Here is a 17,998-nt window from a genome sequence, read left to right as displayed (position 1 = left end):
TTAGTTATTTAAACTTATTTAGAACGTCAACTACTCTGTGTATATCATCCGTTTGGTGTGCAAAGGAACAAGGAAGGCTCAATGTCGTCTTATGAATCTCAGAAGAAATCGGATAATTTAAATGATTCATAGCCTTTAAGGCTTTTTGTCTATGCGGAGAAATCGGATAGTGTATTTCTGTTCCAATATGATTGGCAAGCAAGTAGTCCTTAAGTCTGTCACGTTCCTGGTGCCTTATATTAAAAATATGATATACATTTATAAAATCGCTATTGATTACGGGTTTTATAAAATCATTACTTAAACCTAAATGATAAATTGAAGCTAGTTTTTTTTTATGCGCATTAATCTCTCGTAGATGGGGTAGTTTTATTCTTAAGAAAGCAGCTTGTATTTCATCTAATCTTGAATTGTATCCCACTATACCATTGTGGTACTTTTTCTCGGATCCGTAGTTTCTAAGTTGCCTTAATGTATTATAATCATCCTCAGATTTACAGATGATTGCCCCTGCGTCGCCTAATGCGCCTAAGTTTTTAGTGGGATAAAAGCTAAAAGCACTAAAATCTCCAAATGTACCAGCAATCTGTCCCTTAAAAGTGGCACCATGTGCTTGCGCACAATCTTCTATTAATTTTAGGTTATTCTCTTTAGCGATCGAAGTAATAGCGTCCATGTCACAACATTGGCCATATAAATGAACAAGCATAATGGCTACGGTGCGCTTGGTGAGCGCCTTCTTTATTTCTTCAGGATTAATGTTGTAAGTGGCTATATCAGGCTCAACAAACACAGGTGTTAAACCGCAATGTAATATGGCCAGGATAGTAGCTATATAAGTGTTAGATGGAACAATAACTTCATCCCCTGTTTTAAAATTACAACACTTTAGCGAAAGTATAAGTGCATCCAATCCATTTGCAACACCTACTACATATTTTTCTTTATGAAAGTCGCCAAATTCCTTTTCAAATAAAGAAACTTCTTCCCCCAGAATATACCAGCCTTTATCCAAAAAATCCGAAAACTTTTGTTTTAACTCATCTTCAAAAGGCTTATTTAGCGTTTTTAAATTCTCATATGGGATTATCGTATGGTTCATAGATGTAATCTTTTGGATCAAATGCAGTAGAGGCTAGTACAAGTAAAATAGCATCAGTTGAAAAATCATGCATTATATGCCAATCCTCCGGTTTTAAAATTAAACATTTTTCTGGGGAGTCTAAATCAAATACTTCCGTTTTCTTACCATTATTATTAGTTATCTGGCAAGAACCTTGAATACATATGGCAGCCTGATAGGTATTGTGGTGTCTGTGGCCACCACGGTCAGAATTATCAACTGCGTAAATGTAAAAGAGGCGTTTAATTTCAAAATCAACAACCTTATCTAATACAGTTAATATACCTCTTGTATCCTTAAAGGTTGTAAGGTTAATTATATGTGCCATGTCAATACACCAAGAAGCGTTAAAAGATTACTGTCTATTAGATTCATTAGTTTTGAACTTTTAACCATATCCATTTTTCTGGCAAATAGCATGTTCGATTCTTGAATAGGTTTAAAGTCACCTTCATCTAAAATTTTTGGATTCGCACCACCTAAGGACCAATCTATAAAGCGGTAATTTTCGTTGATGACCTTATCCTTATAACTTGAGTTCATTAACACAGTTTGAAATACGAATTCGTCACTTCCCCAACAAAAAGAGAAGAATTGCATTAATTTTTTATCATTCTCAACTTTTTCAACAACGTACATTGCAGCCTCTGGACTAAGCATCCAGAACATAGATTTACCATAAGGATGCATATTGTACGGTATTTTTTTTGGCGGCATCACAAAATTGATAACCTTTTCTATGGTATACTTTCCTTTAAAATTATAATTTGAGAGGAAGTAGCGCTCCATTCGGATCAATCCTTCTTTCCAGTCATTCTTTATATCCTTAAAACTAATAAACTCTTTACCTTTATTTTGTTCAAAAAAAGTTACTAATTGAGCAGCCGGTTTGAGAGGGTAGTCCTGGCCACTTAATAGGTTAATGAAATCATATTTTTTTTCCGTAGCAATAATTTCTTTAATGGATGTAAAAGTTGCTATAACGGTGTTAAATCCAGCCCATTTAACATCTACTCTGTTATTAATGAAATAAACATTGGGTAAAGTCTTTAGGAACAGGTGAGGATTAATATCAAACTTCTTGTCAACATGAATGTAAAAGTCGAAATCTTCATGCATCATATTTCTGATCATCCTTTCAGTTTGGAATGGATTTGTATAAGTTAAAATAAGATGAGCAATGCGCATGGTTATTAATTAAAGATCTATTAGGTAGTAGATTGTAGCCCGTTGCGCAAAAGTAGGAATTAAATCATAATAAGAGGAACAATAATATTTATGAAATTGGTAATATATTAGTTACTTGTAACTTTTGGTTTAAATATTATCCTATTTATCTATATTATCGGTTTGCTTTATGAAAGTAATTTATTAGTAAAGTTTTTTTTATAGTTTTTTATGTAAATATTCCTTTAAAGCTCTAAATTCATATCGAGCATTAGGGGCTAGCGCTATCAAAATAAGAAATGATCTGTATTGCATCTTCAAATAGCTTACTGTTTTACAGCTAAAAGAATTACTTTTACTACAATATGAAAACCACTTCGATAATCACTGTAAATTTTAATCAGCCGCAGGTAACAATTGATTTTCTTAAATCTGTAAAAGCGAACACTGAGCTGGATAATGTTGAGGTGATCCTGGTGGATAATGGGAGTAGAGAGGATCATGAAAATGCCTACAAAGAGATTTATCCTGATCTTATCTATATTAAGTCAGCAGTTAATTTGGGATTTGCAGGTGGAAATAATTTAGGTGTTAAAATAGCTAAAGGCGATTATATTTTATTTCTCAATAACGATACTGAGATTGTTAAGGGGCTGCTTGAAACATTAATTACAGAATTTAAACAATATCCAGAGATCGGTATTATATCTCCTTTACTTCTATATTACGAGCAGCCTAATATTATACAGTACGCAGGTTTTACAGAAATGAATTACTTAACATGCCGAAATAAAGGGATAGGAAGCATGGAAACGGACCAAGGTCAGTACAATGCTGATAGTCGAGAAACTGGCTACTGCCATGGAGCTGCAATGATGTGCCGGAAAGCTGATCTGGAAAGTGTAGGGTTAATGGCCGAACAATTCTTTCTATATTATGAAGAGTTGGATTGGTGCGAGAAATTTAAAAAAGCGGGCAAAAAGATTTGGTTCACAGGAAAAACGAGAGTATATCATAAGGAGTCTATAAGTGTTGGCAAAGAAAGTAGCCTAAAAACATACTTTATGACTAGGAATCGGATATTATTCATCAGAAGAAATACTGGTGGTTTAAATACTTTTCTTTTTAGTGTTTATTATTCATTAATCGCGTGCCCCAAACAGATTATAATTTACCTTTTGAAAGGCCGATCAGATTTGATTAAATGGGTTTTTAAAGGTGTATTGTGGAATTTTACAAATTCAAAAAACAGTGATAAACTTGGTTTTAAAATATAAAAAATAAATGGTAGTAACTTTTTGGATCTGTCTTTCTCTTGTCGCATACACTTTTATAGGTTATGGTTTCCTATTATCCATCCTTGTAAAAATTAAACGGCTATTTGCAAAGCCATTTAATTTTGCGACAAATGTTAATTTACCAAGTGTAACCCTCGTTATTGCAGCCTACAATGAAGAAGACCTGATAGATGAAAAAATAACAAATTCGCTGCAACTTAATTATCCTAAGGATAAGATCAAGATTATGTTTGTTACAGACGGCTCTACTGATAGCACTCCAGATAAGGTGCGGGTGCATTCTGAGATTATCTTATTACATCAGGATTTACGAGCAGGGAAAATGGCTGCAATTAAAAGAGCGATCCCCTTTGTGACTAGCGAGGTCATTGTTTTTACGGATGCCAATACATTCTTAAATGAGGATGCAATTCTTGAATTGGTGAAGCACTATCAAAATCCCAAAGTTGGTGCCGTTGCCGGAGAAAAAAGGATACTCGTAGCAGAGAAGGCCGATGCCAGCTCCGCAGGCGAGGGCTTTTATTGGAAGTACGAATCCTTACTTAAAAAATTGGATTATGAGCTTTACTCCAATGTTGGCGCAGCAGGGGAGCTATTTAGCATAAGGACAGCTCTTTACCAACCCGTTGAGTCTGATACCATAATAGACGATCATATGATTGCCATGCGAATAGCTGAAAAAGGCTATATAATTGCTTACGAAGCTAATGCCTATGCTATGGAGACCGCATCAGAAAATACCAGCGAAGAATTAAAACGAAAAATTAGAATCGCTGCCGGGGGAATTCAATCCATTTTAAGGTTAAAAAGAGCTGCTAACCCATTTTATTACCCGGTATTCACATTTCAGTATATAAGCCATAGAGTATTAAGGTGGACAATTACGCCGTTTTTATTGATTATCGTTTTTATTTTAAATGCCTTAATCGCCTATCAAACACAAATTCTATTTTATCAGATTCTCTTTGCATTACAAGCCTCTTTTTATGCTTTAAGTCTGTTAGGCTTGTATTTTGAGCAAAGAAACATCAGGATAAAAGCACTATTTATCCCATACTATTTTTGCGTAATGAATTACGCTGTTATAGCAGGGATATTTAGATATTTTAGAAAAAATCAAAGCGCAGCCTGGGAGAAATCAAAAAGAAAAATGTTATAATTCCATCGACTTTAACTGATTGTAGACATCCTCGCGCACAAAAGTTCGTTTTAGCATGTAAGTAGAGTGCACTAAAACATAACCTGCTTTCTTAAGTTGGGTACAAGCTTTCTTTATTCTTAACTTATGTCCTAAGCCTTTCGCATGGTAGACTTCATCAAACTCGATCATGATGACTTTAATATCGAGTTTGTCTTTAACAATAGTATCAATAACAGTATACTCAGCACCTTCGATTTCAATTTTCACCAAATCTACTGTAGAATGATTAAATTCCTTCATAAAGTTAGACAGGCGATCTACTGGTGCTTCAATATATTCGGCTGAATCTTTAAAAAGATATACAGAATGAGATATGTAGTTTTCAAGATCTGGTGCATAAAACTTTAATATAGTATTCTCGTCCCAAACCCCTTTATTTACGTAGGTAATTTCTTCTAGTTGCTGAGAATTGATCCGGTATTGGAATACAGGGTCATCAAAAACACCAAATGTTTCTCCTCGGGCAACAGTGTCCTTTAGCTTTATGAAGTAATTGACACCTTCTGGCATGGGGTCAAAAATGAAAATTTTTGAATCATACAATACTTTTAATTCGGTATCAAATGTGATGTCCTCACCAGCTCCTATACAATAGCATATGGAGTCTTTATTTAAAAAATTATCTGGGACCTTGTAACCATGGTGTTCTGAGCCAACATGAATAAGATTTTTGAGCGGTTTAACATCTGTTTGCGGATGTAATTTTATTACCTTCTTGGCAAGTTCTTTTATAGCCTTCATATGTTATTTTAAGGTGTCACCCATCTTACAACCAAGCCATGCGTAACTGTACATGGTAATGGCTTTCATAAGGCCCTCTCTACGTTTAAACGACCAAACATCTTTTAAAAAATCTTTATGGTTTTTACTGTTCATTTGATCAAAAGCCACCGATATGGTCGATGTCAGTGAATAAGCAGAGTGCCAGGTGCCAAAAGGAATAAAAAGGGTTTCTCCCGGACCAACAGTAAAGTGAATGGGAGTCGCTTCTTTATACTTTGGAAATTTCTCATAATCAGGCTCAAAAATATTCACTTCAGAACGCCATGGATCGCCTGGCTTAGGATAGAGTAGATCTTCCTGTCCTCTAGGAAATACAGTAAAACGCTTCTCGCCATGCAATTGAGTTATCCAGGCATTAAGATGGTAATAATCTAAGTGTAAGTATGGGAATTTGCCACCTGGACCACCAATAAAAAGTTCAGTAGCGCTACCCCAATACCCCTTTTGAAACCATTTGGACTCTAACCAATTTGGACTAGCATAATTTAGATTAAGCGGGTTCAAGAGTGGTAATAGTTCAGGTATTTGGTCCGGTATATTAAATACTAAAGGATAAGGGGCTGGATTGCTTTCAGTGCTGGTTTCCACTAAATCCATGATTTGACTCATCGTATAAGTCTCGCCGTTTTTTTTAATAGTTCGTTCGCCATAGTTCGTTCTGAACCAGTCAGGACTAAATAGTCCATTGGCTTTCCAAACCTTCGATGCATTTTTAAAAACAACCGGAATCCCAGGTTCATAAAAATTAGTCATAAATTCGTGATGAGAGATGTCATCAACCCTTTGAATATCCATGAATTAAGCTGTTAAATTTAGAATTTTAATACCTATATAAAATATGAATGAATATACATGAAATATTGGAGATTAGAAAAACCAATATTCATTTTTGAAACATAAAGTGTTAATCGCCAAGCTGATTATGTGCGCTTCATCAAGTTGGTTACTCGTTAGTTTATAGTTAGCACCTGCTCTGGATACCGTATTTTCAGAACAATCAATGGCATGCAGATTATCAATTATTCCTTCACCACTTGCCTTAAGTACAGCTTCTTTTCTGGTCCAGAAAGTATAGAAATCAATTGCGTTTTTGATGTGCCCTAACTCCGATGTGGTAAAGCACACCTTTAATAAGGAATTAAAATCGAAATCATTTTTAATAAATTCAATATCTATCCCAATCGGGAGTGGACTTATGGCTATGATCGTAAAATTGCCGCTATGGCTAATGTTAAAATGTTGTGCTGCAATATGTGGTTTCTGATTTCCAATATGTGAAAAAAGAATAGCTGATGGTTCGATACCTAGTGTTTTTGAAAGAATTGTTCTCAGAAAAAACTTTCCAATAATATATCTTTTCGCGTCCTCTATATGCTTAAAGCGACCTGCTTTTTCAATTTCATCCGCTCGAAGAACAGTCGGATAGTGCGCTACTATTTTATCAAAATCAGCTATCGATATTTTGAAAATATGCGTGCATTTTTTGTCTATATAGCTATCACTAGTATAGTTACGCCAGGTAATCGGATGATCTATAAAATTTTTCAATCTATTTAGCTTATCATAAAGGCTAACTATGGCGTAACCTTGTTTAATTCCTCTTGCAATTTTGTCGAAAAAACGTGAACATGCTTAGGGTCGAAAAATTGTAAATGCGCTAACGGAATCTCAACAAATGTTAATTTTCCCCCCATGTAAGGAGCAAAACCATTACTTTGCATATTAGAAATGTAACTCATTTTTTTATCATTTGCTTTAAAAAGCGTCACATCCGTCTTATACTTTTTTAACCTATATTTTCGAAAAGCTTTTTGATGCGCCTTTTGAAGTCTATCTAAAACGTACAATGGATTTGATAAGTCCACCTTGATAGGGTTAAGTTTTTTATAGTAATTATATAATGTTCCGAGGGTGAAATTTATTTTATGTTCAATAAAGGCCTTTGGATGCATAGAAAAGTATAGAAAAGCGCAGCCAACAGATTTTATAGCGTGATTAAAAACTTCAGCAATCTTACCCTCTTTTATAAGACGGAGGTAACTATCTCCGTCATAATAAGTATCAAGAAGTGCTAAAAAGGAGACCCTTTTTCCCATTTCCAGCAATTGCTCTGACATTTCAAGCGCAATTGTTCCCCCGGAAGAATAACCCATTAATAAATATGGACCTTCGGGATTATCTTTAATGATTTCATTAATATATCCTGCAGCAATTTTTTCTACGGTTTTTTCAGGTTCGTCTTCAGGATTTAAGCCTTTAGGTTGTATGCCTAAAATTGGCTGGTCTTCGTCAATTTCATTTAAAAGGTTTTTAAAAATGATAATGTTCATTCCCTGCCCATGAATGATATAAAGAGGCGGTTTATTCCCCGTACTCTTAATCGGAATCAGGGAATCCCAGGCTAATTCTTGCTTGGGTTTAGTTAAGTTTAAAGCCAGTTTTTCTACAGTCGAATTGTCAAAAAGGATGGCAAGTGGAAGTCGAATTCCTGTTTGCTTTTCTATTTCAACCATCACTTTTATAGCGATCATGGAATGTCCACCCAGTTCAAAAAAATCATCAATAATACTTACCTGTTTTAGCCCAAGGTTTTCTGCCCATATTTTAGCAATTAATTCCTGTTCTTTATTTTGAGGAGCTACAAATGTATGCTCTTCAATAACATGAAGTAGATCACGTTTTGGCAGTGCATTTCTATCAATCTTTCCATTCGATGTTAATGGAAGTTCCGGTAACCTGATGAGCATACGAGGAATCATATAGTCAGGAAGCCTATCCCGCATAAAAGCGATAATATTTTCTTTATCAATATCAGTCTCTGTAACCAGGTAAGCTATAAGTTGCTTTTCATTATTCACCACATCTTCGGTCAAAACAGCCGACTGCTTAACATTTGGATGTTTTTGTAAAACATTCTGTATCTCGCCAATTTCAATTCTATTACCCCTTATCTTTATCTGATCGTCAATACGACCAAGGTATTGAATGTTTCCATCTGACAACCATTTTACTAAATCACCTGTTTTATAAATGATGTGATCGCCATTTTGCGGATTTGGATTAAAAATGAATGATTTTTCAGTTACTTCCGGGTTGTTTAAATACCCTCTTGCAACACCAGCACCACCAATGTATAATTCACCCGGCACACCTACAGGACAATATTTCAAGTCTTTGTTCAGTACATATACCGAGGCGTTGGAAAAAGGCTGGCCAATAGGAACGCTAGTCGGATATAATTTATCTTTATTAACAATATGAAGTAATTTTCCTATTGTAGTTTCAGTAGGGCCGTAATGGTTTACTACCGTGCAATTCACGTCAGATTCATTAATCTTTTTGATAAACTCCCCGGGTAAAGATTCTCCTCCAAACATTAAAAGTTTTTCTGGGAATAATTCCTGATCATCATGTATTAAAAATTTCCAATGCGAAGGAACTATTTTAAGAAAATCAATTTTGGTTTTCTCAAAATAGTCATGAATATAAGAGACGTGATTGAACCTGTCTTTAGCAAAAATATGAAGCTCAGCTCCAAGAGTTAATGCACTAAATAAGGTCGTATTACCTAAATCCGTAGATATTGCAGAACCAAGCGCAAAAGTCTTGCACTCATTTAAAATGGGTAACTTAGCTTTCAAACCAAAAAGATAATCCATAATCGAACCATGTTCAATCATCACACCCTTTGGTAATCCTGTTGAACCCGAAGTGTAAATAATATAGATCAGATCATTTGGGGTTACAATCACCGATGGGGTAGTGGTCTCAGTTTGCCAAACTTTACAATTATCCTCATCAATAGCTAAAATATTGATGTCATTTATTTCTTGTAATTTATTATAATTCAGTTGATCACTGATGATGATGTTACTTTTTGATTCCTCACAGAGGTGCTTAATACGGAATATAGGGTACTCTGGGTCTATGGGTACGTATGCCGCACCAGCTTTTAAAATACCCAAAATGGCTACAATCATCTCTAAAGAGGGTTGTAGACCGATAGGGATGAGGGAGCCCTTTTTAATACCCGAACTTATTAAATAATTGGCCAATTGGTTGGACTTCGTATTTAATGTATCGTAGGATAAAGACTTTCCTTCAATTGTAACCGCTTTATGTTGCGGATGCTTCTTTACCTGTTCTAAAAATAAATCAATGACTGTTTTATCTCCAGGGAAATCACAATATGCTGGTGTGATCTCAGGGAAAGGATTATCCTTCGCAAGGGCCTGAGAGATCAATACCTCAGGATTTGATGTTAGTGTTTTTAATAACCCACTAAAATCTTCCATCATTCTATTTATCGTCTCAGAAGCAAAAAGCTGGGTATTGTATGCCCACTCAAAAATCATAGCATCTTTTGAGCCGTTAACATTTAGCGAGATTTCAAAAGTTTGACAAACCCTGGGATTAGAAATAATTCTATGTGTTAAACCCATAAAATCAACATTGTCATCCATCCCTCTATCAACATTAAAAACTACTGGTACTAATGGGATATTAGCCTTGTTTCTTTTAATGCTTAAATTTTTTAGTAACTCGCTGAACGTTAATTTTTGATGATCATAAGCGTCATATATTTCATTTTTGCGTTTCTTTAAATACGCAATAAATGGAATGTCCGGAGTTATCTTACTTCTTAAAGGTAATAGATTCACACAATGCCCTACCAGATCTAAATGTTCAGTCGCTAGCTGCCCAGCAGATGGTAAGCCTAATACGATATCTTCTTGATTGGTTTGCTTATATAAAAAAACTTCGAATGCGGCAATTAAGGTAGATACTACGCTACAGATTGCTTTAGCAGATAGTTTTTTTATCGCCTCAAGAAGTTCACCGTCAAGCGTATAATCATTTCTTTTTCCTTCATAAGTTCTTGTTGGCGGCCTGTTATAATCCAATGGCATATTAAGTACAGGCACATCATCTTTATACTGGTCTAGCCAAAATTTTTGTGTCTCCTTATAGTGCTCCGTCGTATTAAAAGCAGCCTGTTCTAAAGCGTAGGTACTAATCTGCGCTGGAGGATCAATTCTAGGAATTTCATTCTTTGAATAAACATTATAGAAAGTACTTAAATCTTCCAGAATTATCCCTATTGACCAGCCATCACCTATAATATGATGTATGATAATGGTTAAATAATACTTGTCTTCACTTACTTTATGAAGGAAAAATTTAAAAAGAACCTCATTGTTAAGGTTAAAAGGGATTCCGATTTCATGATTAACAAAATCAGTTAAGTGTTCATTAACCGTAGCAGGATCCATCGAGGAAATATCTTCAAAGATTATTTCTGAATCAACCGCCTTATAGATGATTAGGCTTTCGCCATTATGAGAAACATTAGCACGCAAGGCTTCATGACGAAGAACGGTGTAGTTAACTGCTTTTTGAAAGGTGTTGATATCAAATTCACCCGTTAATTCAAGTGAAACAGATTCGTTATAGGCCAGACTGGCTGGCGTCCCGCCGATAATACAAGAAAGCCAGATTTCTTTTTGAGATTCGTTAAGGGCAATAACTTTTTCAATATCCTTTCCTTCTTCGAATGGATTAAAGTCAACTTCAATAAAATTATTACTTTTTAGAGCATCTACCATGATCACTAATTAAGTTCTATTTGTAGGTATTTCCCTTGTTGATTTGGATCTTCAATAAACCATGCAGGGTTTCCAGATTTGTCTTTTCCAAGTTTAGCGCCTTTAACAGGTGGATTATTTCCATCTATGACTACTGAAATTGATTTCTGGGTATCCATCGTTTGATCTAATGATGGAAAAAAGCCAGCATCAATCATTTCATCCATACTTTCAATAAAGCAACTGATCAGTTGATCTATTTCCGGGTAAGTCATTGCTTCCGTTAAAAAACATGGGAAACCATCCAAAATATGAATTCCCTTTTCTCTCATTAAAACAAACATCAATTCACTATAAGGCAACTCCTCATGATATTTAATTTTCCATAAGGACCCGTAATTGGCAACGTAAATTGGAAGTTGCCTTTTCTCAAATTCAGAATTCAGCGCTTTGGTTAAATAGGCACCTTTTTCATTTAAACCTTGTTGCAAAGCCGGACCTTTTTCCTTCATATAAGTTAAGGAAGCCTTTGCAGAAGCCAAAGCCAGGGGATGGCGAACAAATGTTCCTGCAAAATAAGTTACCCCAATTTCAGGATAGGACTGGTCTCCATAAGTCCAATTTCCACCATCTAAGGCATCCATTAGATAACTTTTACCACCAATCACACCAATAGGGACGCCGGCACCAATAACTTTCCCATAGGATGCTAAATCAGCTTCAATACCAAATAATGCCTGCGCTCCACCCGGATGCATTCTAAAACCTGTAATTACCTCATCGAAAACTAGTGCTATGCCAGCATCGGTGGTAATTTCTCTTACTTTCTTTAAAAAGTCTATCGGAACAAATTCTGGTCTTCTACTCTGAACAGGCTCAACCAGAACGGCCGCAATCTCAGTTGCTCTTTCTTTAATGATGGCAAGCGTTTCATCCGTGCCGTAATCTAAAACCAGAATATTTTGGACAGCCTCAGGCATAATACCTGCAGCAGCCGGGAATGATTTTAGTTTTTTAGTTCCTCTTACTAAAACTTCATCTATAATGCCATGATAAGAGCCGGTAAATGCAACAATTAAATGTCGACCAGTAACTGTACGGGCAATTCGGATACATCCCAACACAGCTTCAGAGCCGGTACTGCAAAGCGCAGCCCTATCGAAACCTGTAAATTCACAAATCAACTTACTTACATCGGCCGCAAGTTCATGTTGTGGACCAACTTCATAACCTTTTTCAATCTGCTCATGCATCGCATTCTTAATTACCTCGGGTTGATAACCTAGCATATTAGAGCCGAAACCATTCAAGGCATCAATGTACTCATTGCCATCAATATCCCAAAGTTTGCTTCCACTCGATTTGTTGATTACGATCGGGTAAACAAGCTCTTTTGTGGTCGGCCTAAAGCCAGACACAACCCTAGGGTCAGCCATAAATGGACGGCTGTCACTAGCATATGTTTTACTTTTAAGTGTTTTTTTATTGTACCGCTCAGTTAAGTCTTTAATAAAGCCCAATTGCTTTTCATCTAAATCTGTAGATAGACGCTCTATTTTTGGCGTCGCACCAAATGGTTTCTGGATTTCCGCCTTTTCTTCCTGTGATAGTTCTATATTGGCACTAATATCGGCAGGTTCTATTTTTTTTCCATTTACAGGAATAGGCTGCGGTGTGGCATGTTGGTTAACCGAAATAGGGGCTCCCTGCATCAACATGACTTGTTTTGATAATATTTCTAACTGCTGTGCAATCAAACCTAAAGCGCTATCGCCGGCAGCATTAAAATTACCGTTTTGGTGACCGTTGTTTGCGGTTTGAGCAACATAAGCAGGGTGTTGTACATGGTTTAATACAGGAGGAGCAAGGTCTTCCGTATGATTAACCACATCTTGAGGTGTATTTTTATCTAAATAATCTACTAAAGTTTCGATTGATGGATATTCCTCATTCAGTTTTCTAAAAGTTATAGGCAAGCTAAATTCCCTTTTCAATGAAATTGCAACTTGTGTGAGTAGCAAAGAGTCTAATCCTATTTCAAGAAAATTTCTATTTAATTCAATACCGTTCATTTCAATACCTGAAGCATCTTCTAATACTTGTTTAACTTTTTTGGTCAGGTTAGTTTTTCTCATCACAGCCGTATTAATTGGTATAATCTGTTTGGTTAGTTCTAGTGGAGTTTGAATCTCCGAAAAATCTGATTTCAAAGGTATCGGATTTACCCAATAACGATTTCTTTCAAACTGATAGGTGGGAAGATCAATAAATCTTCGTTTTTGGTTAGCGTAAAAATGATCCCAGTTAGGTTCAACTCCATTGTTCCATAACTGACCTAAAGCACTTAGTACAGAATCATGATCATTCTCTATATGATTAAGACTAGGTATTGCTTTTGCAGATAAAGCACTAAAACCAGCAATCTGTCTAATCAATGTTGAAGTCACCGTTCCAGGGCCAACTTCTAAAAATAAAGGTAAATCCCGATCAAGTATCGTTTCGATTGCCTTAGAGAATTGAACAGTTTTCCTTAAATGTGAGGTCCAATAATCTATACTGGTAGCTTCTTCATCACTTAATAAATCTCCGGTTACTGTAGAGACAATAGGAATTTTGGGAATGGAGAGGGAGACCTGGGCAACAACAGCCCTATATTCGTCCAGTATCGGATCCATCATCGACGAATGAAATGCATGGCTGGTAAATAAAAGCTTATTGGCAATTTCATTTTCGTCTAACAGCGCAGCAAATGCAGTGATCTGATCCGTTGGCCCTGCTACTACACAAGATTTAGCACTGTTTATCGCAGCAATGGATAGATCGCCTGATAAAAGCGCTGTAAGGCCGGTACTTTCCTTTCTAACCGATAGCATACTTCCCGAAGGAAGTTCACTAATCAATTTACCTCGGGTAGCGACCAATCTTAAGCCATCTTCTAAAGAAAAGATGCCCGATAAATATCCAGCTACATATTCACCAACACTATGACCGCATAACAATGTTGGACCAATTCCCCAGCTCATCCAAAGTTTTGCCAAGGCATATTCCGTAACAAATAATGCCGGTTGGGTATATCTTGTATCCTTTAATCTCGCATTCGCCTCATCAGATAGGATTTCCGGATATATGATTGATCTGATATCTTCATGAATGTATGTTCTAAGTATACCTGCACAGGAATCAATTGCAGCTTTATAAACGGGCTCCTGTAGATACAGGTCTAAGCCCATATTTAAATACTGGGCGCCCTGACCAGGAAATGTAAACACCATTTCTTCAGGTAATTCATGTAGTGTGTTTACGTTTAATGTGTTTTGTTTTTCCAGTGCCAATGATTCTTTTAGCGCTGTAATTGAATTTGAAACCAGAAATCTGCGGTATTTGAAATCATCTCTCGTTTTTCTAAGCGTATAACTAAGATCGGCCAGGTTAGTGTCCGGGTGCAGTGTTAAGTAATCATGAAGGGCAGCAGCATAAGCATCTCTACTAGTTTCTGAATTTGCCGACCAGGTAATCAGCGCTAAGGCATTATGCTCCGGTTGTTCTTCAATGGTATTTTCGTATCCTTCTATTACAACGTGAACGTTTGTTCCGCCTACACCAAAAGAGCTGATTCCCGCTATTCTTTTAGTACTCGTGTTCCAGTGTGTAAGTTTATCGTTTACGTAAAATGGACTATTGTTAAAATCTATATTGCGATTAGGTGTTTTGTAACCTAAAGAAGCAGGTATTTTTTTATGGTATAGGGCTAAGCTGGTTTTGATTAGACCGGCAACTCCTGCAGCATGCGTTAAATGGCCAAAATTGCTTTTTACAGAACCTATTGCACAAAATTGAGTTCTATTTTGATATCCGAACGCATCCACAAGACCTTCAAACTCAATAGGATCACCAATTGGTGTCCCTGTTCCATGCGCTTCAATGTAGCTGATCTCAGCAGCATCTACTCCCGCATCCGAAATCGCTGAAGCAATGGCATCGGCTTGACCTTCAGCGCTGGGTGCAGTAAAACTTCCTTTTCCAAAACCATCATTATTTATTCCAATACCTTTTATAACGGCATATATTTTATCACCATCGTTTATAGCAGCATCGAGTTTTTTTAAGAGTACGACACCGGCGCCATCACTAAAAACAGTTCCAGTAGCGCTATCATCAAAAGGGGTACAATGGCCATTGGCACTAAGCATACTTCCTTCCTGGTAAATATGGCCACTATTTATGGGGGAGGTCACACTTGATCCACCAGCAATGGCAATTTCACATTGATGAGCTCTCAAGCTATTTACAGCTTGCGCAATAGCGAGTAATGAAGTGGAGCAGGCAGAGTTTACACTTACAGCGGGTCCTTTAAGGTTTAGGTGATAGGCTGTACGCGAAGCGATATAATCCTTTTCATTTACGCTTGAAACCTGTATTTTACCCTGGTTTTCAATCAAGTTGGGATGGGAAAGTACATTGTTTTCATAATAGGTATTGTTACCGCTGCCTGCAAATACACCAACTTTAGCGCTATGTTTTGAGGGCAGATACCCCGTTTTCTCCAGGATTTCTCTGGAAATCTCCAGAAAAATTCGCTGCTGTGGATCCATTAGTTCCGCTAGTTTTGAATTTATTCCAAAAAAAGCAGGATCAAATTTATCTACATCCTTTATAATTCCCCGGGCTTTAACATACGAAGGATCATTTTTAAGCTGATCGGGGATACTTGGATCTATTTCTGAAGACGTAAAAAATGTAGTCGTTTCCTTTCCTTCAACCAATAGGTTCCAAAAGTCCTCAATTGTATTTGCTCCTGGAAATTTCCCCGCCATTCCAATAATGGCTATATCCCTTGAATGATCATTGGTAGATTTCTTAGGGGTTATTTTTTCTTCTGTAAAGTTTTTTTCCAGGTACATGGCCATCCCCGCTATGCTGGGGTATTGATATAGCTTTGTAACAGGTAAACTATAGCCAAATTGTCGTTTTAGTTCTGCAACAGTCTTTTGCGCTAATAAAGAATTTCCGCCAATTTCAAAGAAGCTGTCATTTACCCCAATTTTATCATAGCCGAAGATTTCTATCAAAATCTGAGCAATCTCGTTTTCTTTTTCCGTTGATGGCTTTTTATAAATGATATTGGTCTCTGGCCTTTTGGTATCTGGTTTTGGAAGGGCTTTTCTATCCACCTTTCCACTTGTTGTCTTCGGAAATTCCTGTAGCCAAACAAATGATACCGGTATCATATAATCGGGTAAAGACTGCGAAATAATCGTTCTTAGCTTGTTTCCGGTGTAAGTTTGTTCCTTCCCAATCAAATAAGCAACCAAGACTTTTCTACCTGGAAAGTCCTCACGAAGTAAAACAGCAACCTGAGCAATATCAGGTTGTTGGGTGATCACCACTTCAATTTCTCCCAATTCAACCCGATGTCCCCTAATTTTAACCTGATGATCAGCTCTACCCAGGCATTCTATATTTCCGTCAGACAGAAAGCGAGCATGGTCTCCGGTTCGGTATATTCGAGTAGTTGATTCTGGTAAAAAAGTAAACTTCTCAGCAGTCATTTCCGGCAAATTCAAGTACCCATCCGCTAAACATAGGCCACTAATGCATAATTCGCCTACTTCACCATGAGGTACCTCATTCCGGTTTTCATCAAGGATGAAAATTTTAGTGTTGTAAATCGCCTCACCAATACAAGGGAGCGCTGGCCATTGCGCTGGATCGCCTGATAACTTAAACTCGGTGACCACATGTGCTTCAGTGGGGCCGTACTGATTGTAAAGTGTCGATTCAGGTATTTGTGAGAAAAATTTTATAATTTGTGGAGTGATCTTTAGCTGTTCTCCAGCAGTCATCACCTCCTTTAATGCAATTGGGTATACCTCACTCGCTACAGCACTTTCCGTAATAGATTGCAAGGCAACAAATGGTAGGAAAATTCGATTTATACTTTGTTCGGTTATTAAATTCAATAGCCTTAGCGGATCTAGTCTTAAATCTTCAGAAATAAGGACTAAAGTACCACCGGTAGTTAGTGTGGCAAAAATCTCCTGAAAGGAAACATCAAAACTAAGAGGGGAGAACTGTAACGTTTTTGTTTTTTCGTCCGCAATAGATTTTTCTTTCTGCCATAGCAGTAAGTTAACCAAGGCGTTTTGGCCCATGCAAACACCTTTAGGGTTTCCTGTAGTACCCGAAGTATGTAAGATATAGGTTAACCTATCCTGTGCTGTTTCTAAGACTAAATTCTCATTCGATAGGTCTTTGGCTAGATCCAAAGCATCCTCAGTCAACAACAGTCTGTCCTGGAGATCATCATATAGCTCAGCGCTTTTTTTTGAAACTAAGACATATTTTGCTCCTGAATTTTCTGCTATAAAATGAATACGGTCTTTTGGGTAGCTAATTTCTATAGGCACATAGGCACTACCTGTTTTAATAATCGCTAATAATGCAATTATGGTGTCAATAGAACGGTCGGTCGAAATTGCGACCCTATCATTTGGTAACACATTTTTTTGAACTAAAAAATGTGCAAGCTGGTTTGACCTTTGGTTAAGTTCTCTGTAAGTAAGTGGAGCGCCTTCAAAAACAACAGCAATATTCTCGGGCACTTTATCTACTTGCTCAGAGAACAAATCAATAATTGTGTTTTTGTTAAGCATATAGAATAAGTTGAGCGTTTGATCCTAATTATACATTGTTTATAACGAAAAAAGTTACCGTTAAAGATATGAAATATATTTTAACAATTATTGCGGTTTATCTATGTTTGATTGCTTTTTTGTTTCAAAAAGCGGCGCTTAACTTCTTTAAGAAAAGCGCTTTAACGCAACAAGCCAATCCTACTCAG

Annotated in this window: 10 protein-coding genes; 2 read left to right on the top strand and 8 right to left on the bottom strand. The window is 36.7% G+C overall.

Annotation, left to right across the window (positions count from 1 at the left end):
* Window positions 1-4: 4 nt before the first annotated feature.
* From FBD94_RS17110 to FBD94_RS17100, 3 genes are read right to left on the bottom strand one after another with little or no spacing between them, the layout of a single operon-like run.
* Entirely contained in the window at window positions 5-1,102 is a 1,098-nt protein-coding gene (locus FBD94_RS17110; RefSeq protein ID WP_136881105.1) for a DegT/DnrJ/EryC1/StrS family aminotransferase, read from the bottom strand.
* Window positions 1,077-1,451 (bottom strand): sugar 3,4-ketoisomerase, encoded by a 375-nt coding sequence (locus FBD94_RS17105; protein ID WP_131608673.1) that lies wholly within the window; start codon window positions 1,449-1,451, stop codon window positions 1,077-1,079. The genes FBD94_RS17110 and FBD94_RS17105 overlap by 26 nt, the downstream gene beginning before the upstream one ends.
* Window positions 1,439-2,311 carry a beta-1,6-N-acetylglucosaminyltransferase gene (locus tag FBD94_RS17100; RefSeq protein WP_136881104.1) on the bottom strand — a complete coding sequence of 291 codons (873 nt, stop codon included), beginning with the start codon at window positions 2,309-2,311 and terminating at the stop codon, window positions 1,439-1,441. Before FBD94_RS17100 ends, FBD94_RS17105 begins: the two co-directional genes overlap by 13 nt.
* 344 nt (window positions 2,312-2,655) lie before the next feature.
* On the opposite strand from FBD94_RS17100, the gene FBD94_RS17095 reads away from it, so the two are divergent.
* Window positions 2,656-3,567 carry a glycosyltransferase family 2 protein gene (locus tag FBD94_RS17095; protein WP_136881103.1) on the top strand — a complete coding sequence of 304 codons (912 nt, stop codon included), beginning with the start codon at window positions 2,656-2,658 and terminating at the stop codon, window positions 3,565-3,567.
* 7 nt (window positions 3,568-3,574) lie between these two features.
* The gene (locus tag FBD94_RS17090) at window positions 3,575-4,747 is read left to right on the top strand and encodes a glycosyltransferase family 2 protein (RefSeq protein ID WP_136881102.1); all 1,173 of its coding nucleotides are present in this window, start codon (window positions 3,575-3,577) and stop codon (window positions 4,745-4,747) included.
* On the opposite strand, the gene FBD94_RS17085 is transcribed toward FBD94_RS17090, so the two are convergent.
* From FBD94_RS17085 to FBD94_RS17065, 5 genes are all read right to left on the bottom strand, one after another.
* Complete coding sequence (locus tag FBD94_RS17085; RefSeq protein WP_136881101.1) at window positions 4,742-5,530, bottom strand: FkbM family methyltransferase; 789 nt, start codon at window positions 5,528-5,530, stop codon at window positions 4,742-4,744. The genes FBD94_RS17090 and FBD94_RS17085 overlap by 6 nt on opposite strands.
* A gap of 3 nt (window positions 5,531-5,533) precedes the next feature.
* Window positions 5,534-6,367 carry a cupin-like domain-containing protein gene (locus FBD94_RS17080; protein ID WP_131608668.1) on the bottom strand — a complete coding sequence of 278 codons (834 nt, stop codon included), beginning with the start codon at window positions 6,365-6,367 and terminating at the stop codon, window positions 5,534-5,536.
* A gap of 72 nt (window positions 6,368-6,439) precedes the next feature.
* A complete protein-coding gene (locus FBD94_RS17075) occupies window positions 6,440-7,120 on the bottom strand; it encodes a 4'-phosphopantetheinyl transferase family protein (RefSeq protein ID WP_169472338.1) in 681 nt (226 codons plus the stop codon).
* A gap of 26 nt (window positions 7,121-7,146) precedes the next feature.
* Window positions 7,147-11,178: a non-ribosomal peptide synthetase gene (locus FBD94_RS17070; protein ID WP_136881099.1), complete on the bottom strand. Its 4,032-nt coding sequence runs from the start codon at window positions 11,176-11,178 to the stop codon at window positions 7,147-7,149.
* A gap of 5 nt (window positions 11,179-11,183) precedes the next feature.
* Window positions 11,184-17,810, bottom strand: coding sequence for a polyketide synthase (locus FBD94_RS17065; RefSeq protein WP_136881098.1), 6,627 nt, complete (start codon window positions 17,808-17,810; stop codon window positions 11,184-11,186).
* Window positions 17,811-17,998 lie beyond the last annotated feature (188 nt).

It is taken from the genome of Pedobacter hiemivivus (genome assembly GCF_005144565.1).
Classification (GTDB): Bacteria; Bacteroidota; Bacteroidia; order Sphingobacteriales; family Sphingobacteriaceae; genus Pedobacter; species Pedobacter hiemivivus.
Note: the sequence above shows the minus strand (reverse complement) of the source record. Positions and strands in the feature narration are given on the sequence as shown.

Excerpts from the sequence above, each read along its gene's own strand:
- FBD94_RS17110 (WP_136881105.1), bottom strand. The coding sequence starts at position 1,102 with ATGAACCATACGATAATCCCATATGAGAATTTAAAAACGCTAAATAAG.
- FBD94_RS17105 (WP_131608673.1), bottom strand. The coding sequence starts at position 1,451 with ATGGCACATATAATTAACCTTACAACCTTTAAGGATACAAGAGGTATA.
- FBD94_RS17100 (WP_136881104.1), bottom strand. The coding sequence starts at position 2,311 with ATGCGCATTGCTCATCTTATTTTAACTTATACAAATCCATTCCAAACT.
- FBD94_RS17095 (WP_136881103.1), top strand. The coding sequence starts at position 2,656 with ATGAAAACCACTTCGATAATCACTGTAAATTTTAATCAGCCGCAGGTA.
- FBD94_RS17090 (WP_136881102.1), top strand. The coding sequence starts at position 3,575 with ATGGTAGTAACTTTTTGGATCTGTCTTTCTCTTGTCGCATACACTTTT.
- FBD94_RS17085 (WP_136881101.1), bottom strand. The coding sequence starts at position 5,530 with ATGAAGGCTATAAAAGAACTTGCCAAGAAGGTAATAAAATTACATCCG.
- FBD94_RS17080 (WP_131608668.1), bottom strand. The coding sequence starts at position 6,367 with ATGGATATTCAAAGGGTTGATGACATCTCTCATCACGAATTTATGACT.
- FBD94_RS17070 (WP_136881099.1), bottom strand. The coding sequence starts at position 11,178 with ATGGTAGATGCTCTAAAAAGTAATAATTTTATTGAAGTTGACTTTAAT.
- FBD94_RS17065 (WP_136881098.1), bottom strand. The coding sequence starts at position 17,810 with ATGCTTAACAAAAACACAATTATTGATTTGTTCTCTGAGCAAGTAGAT.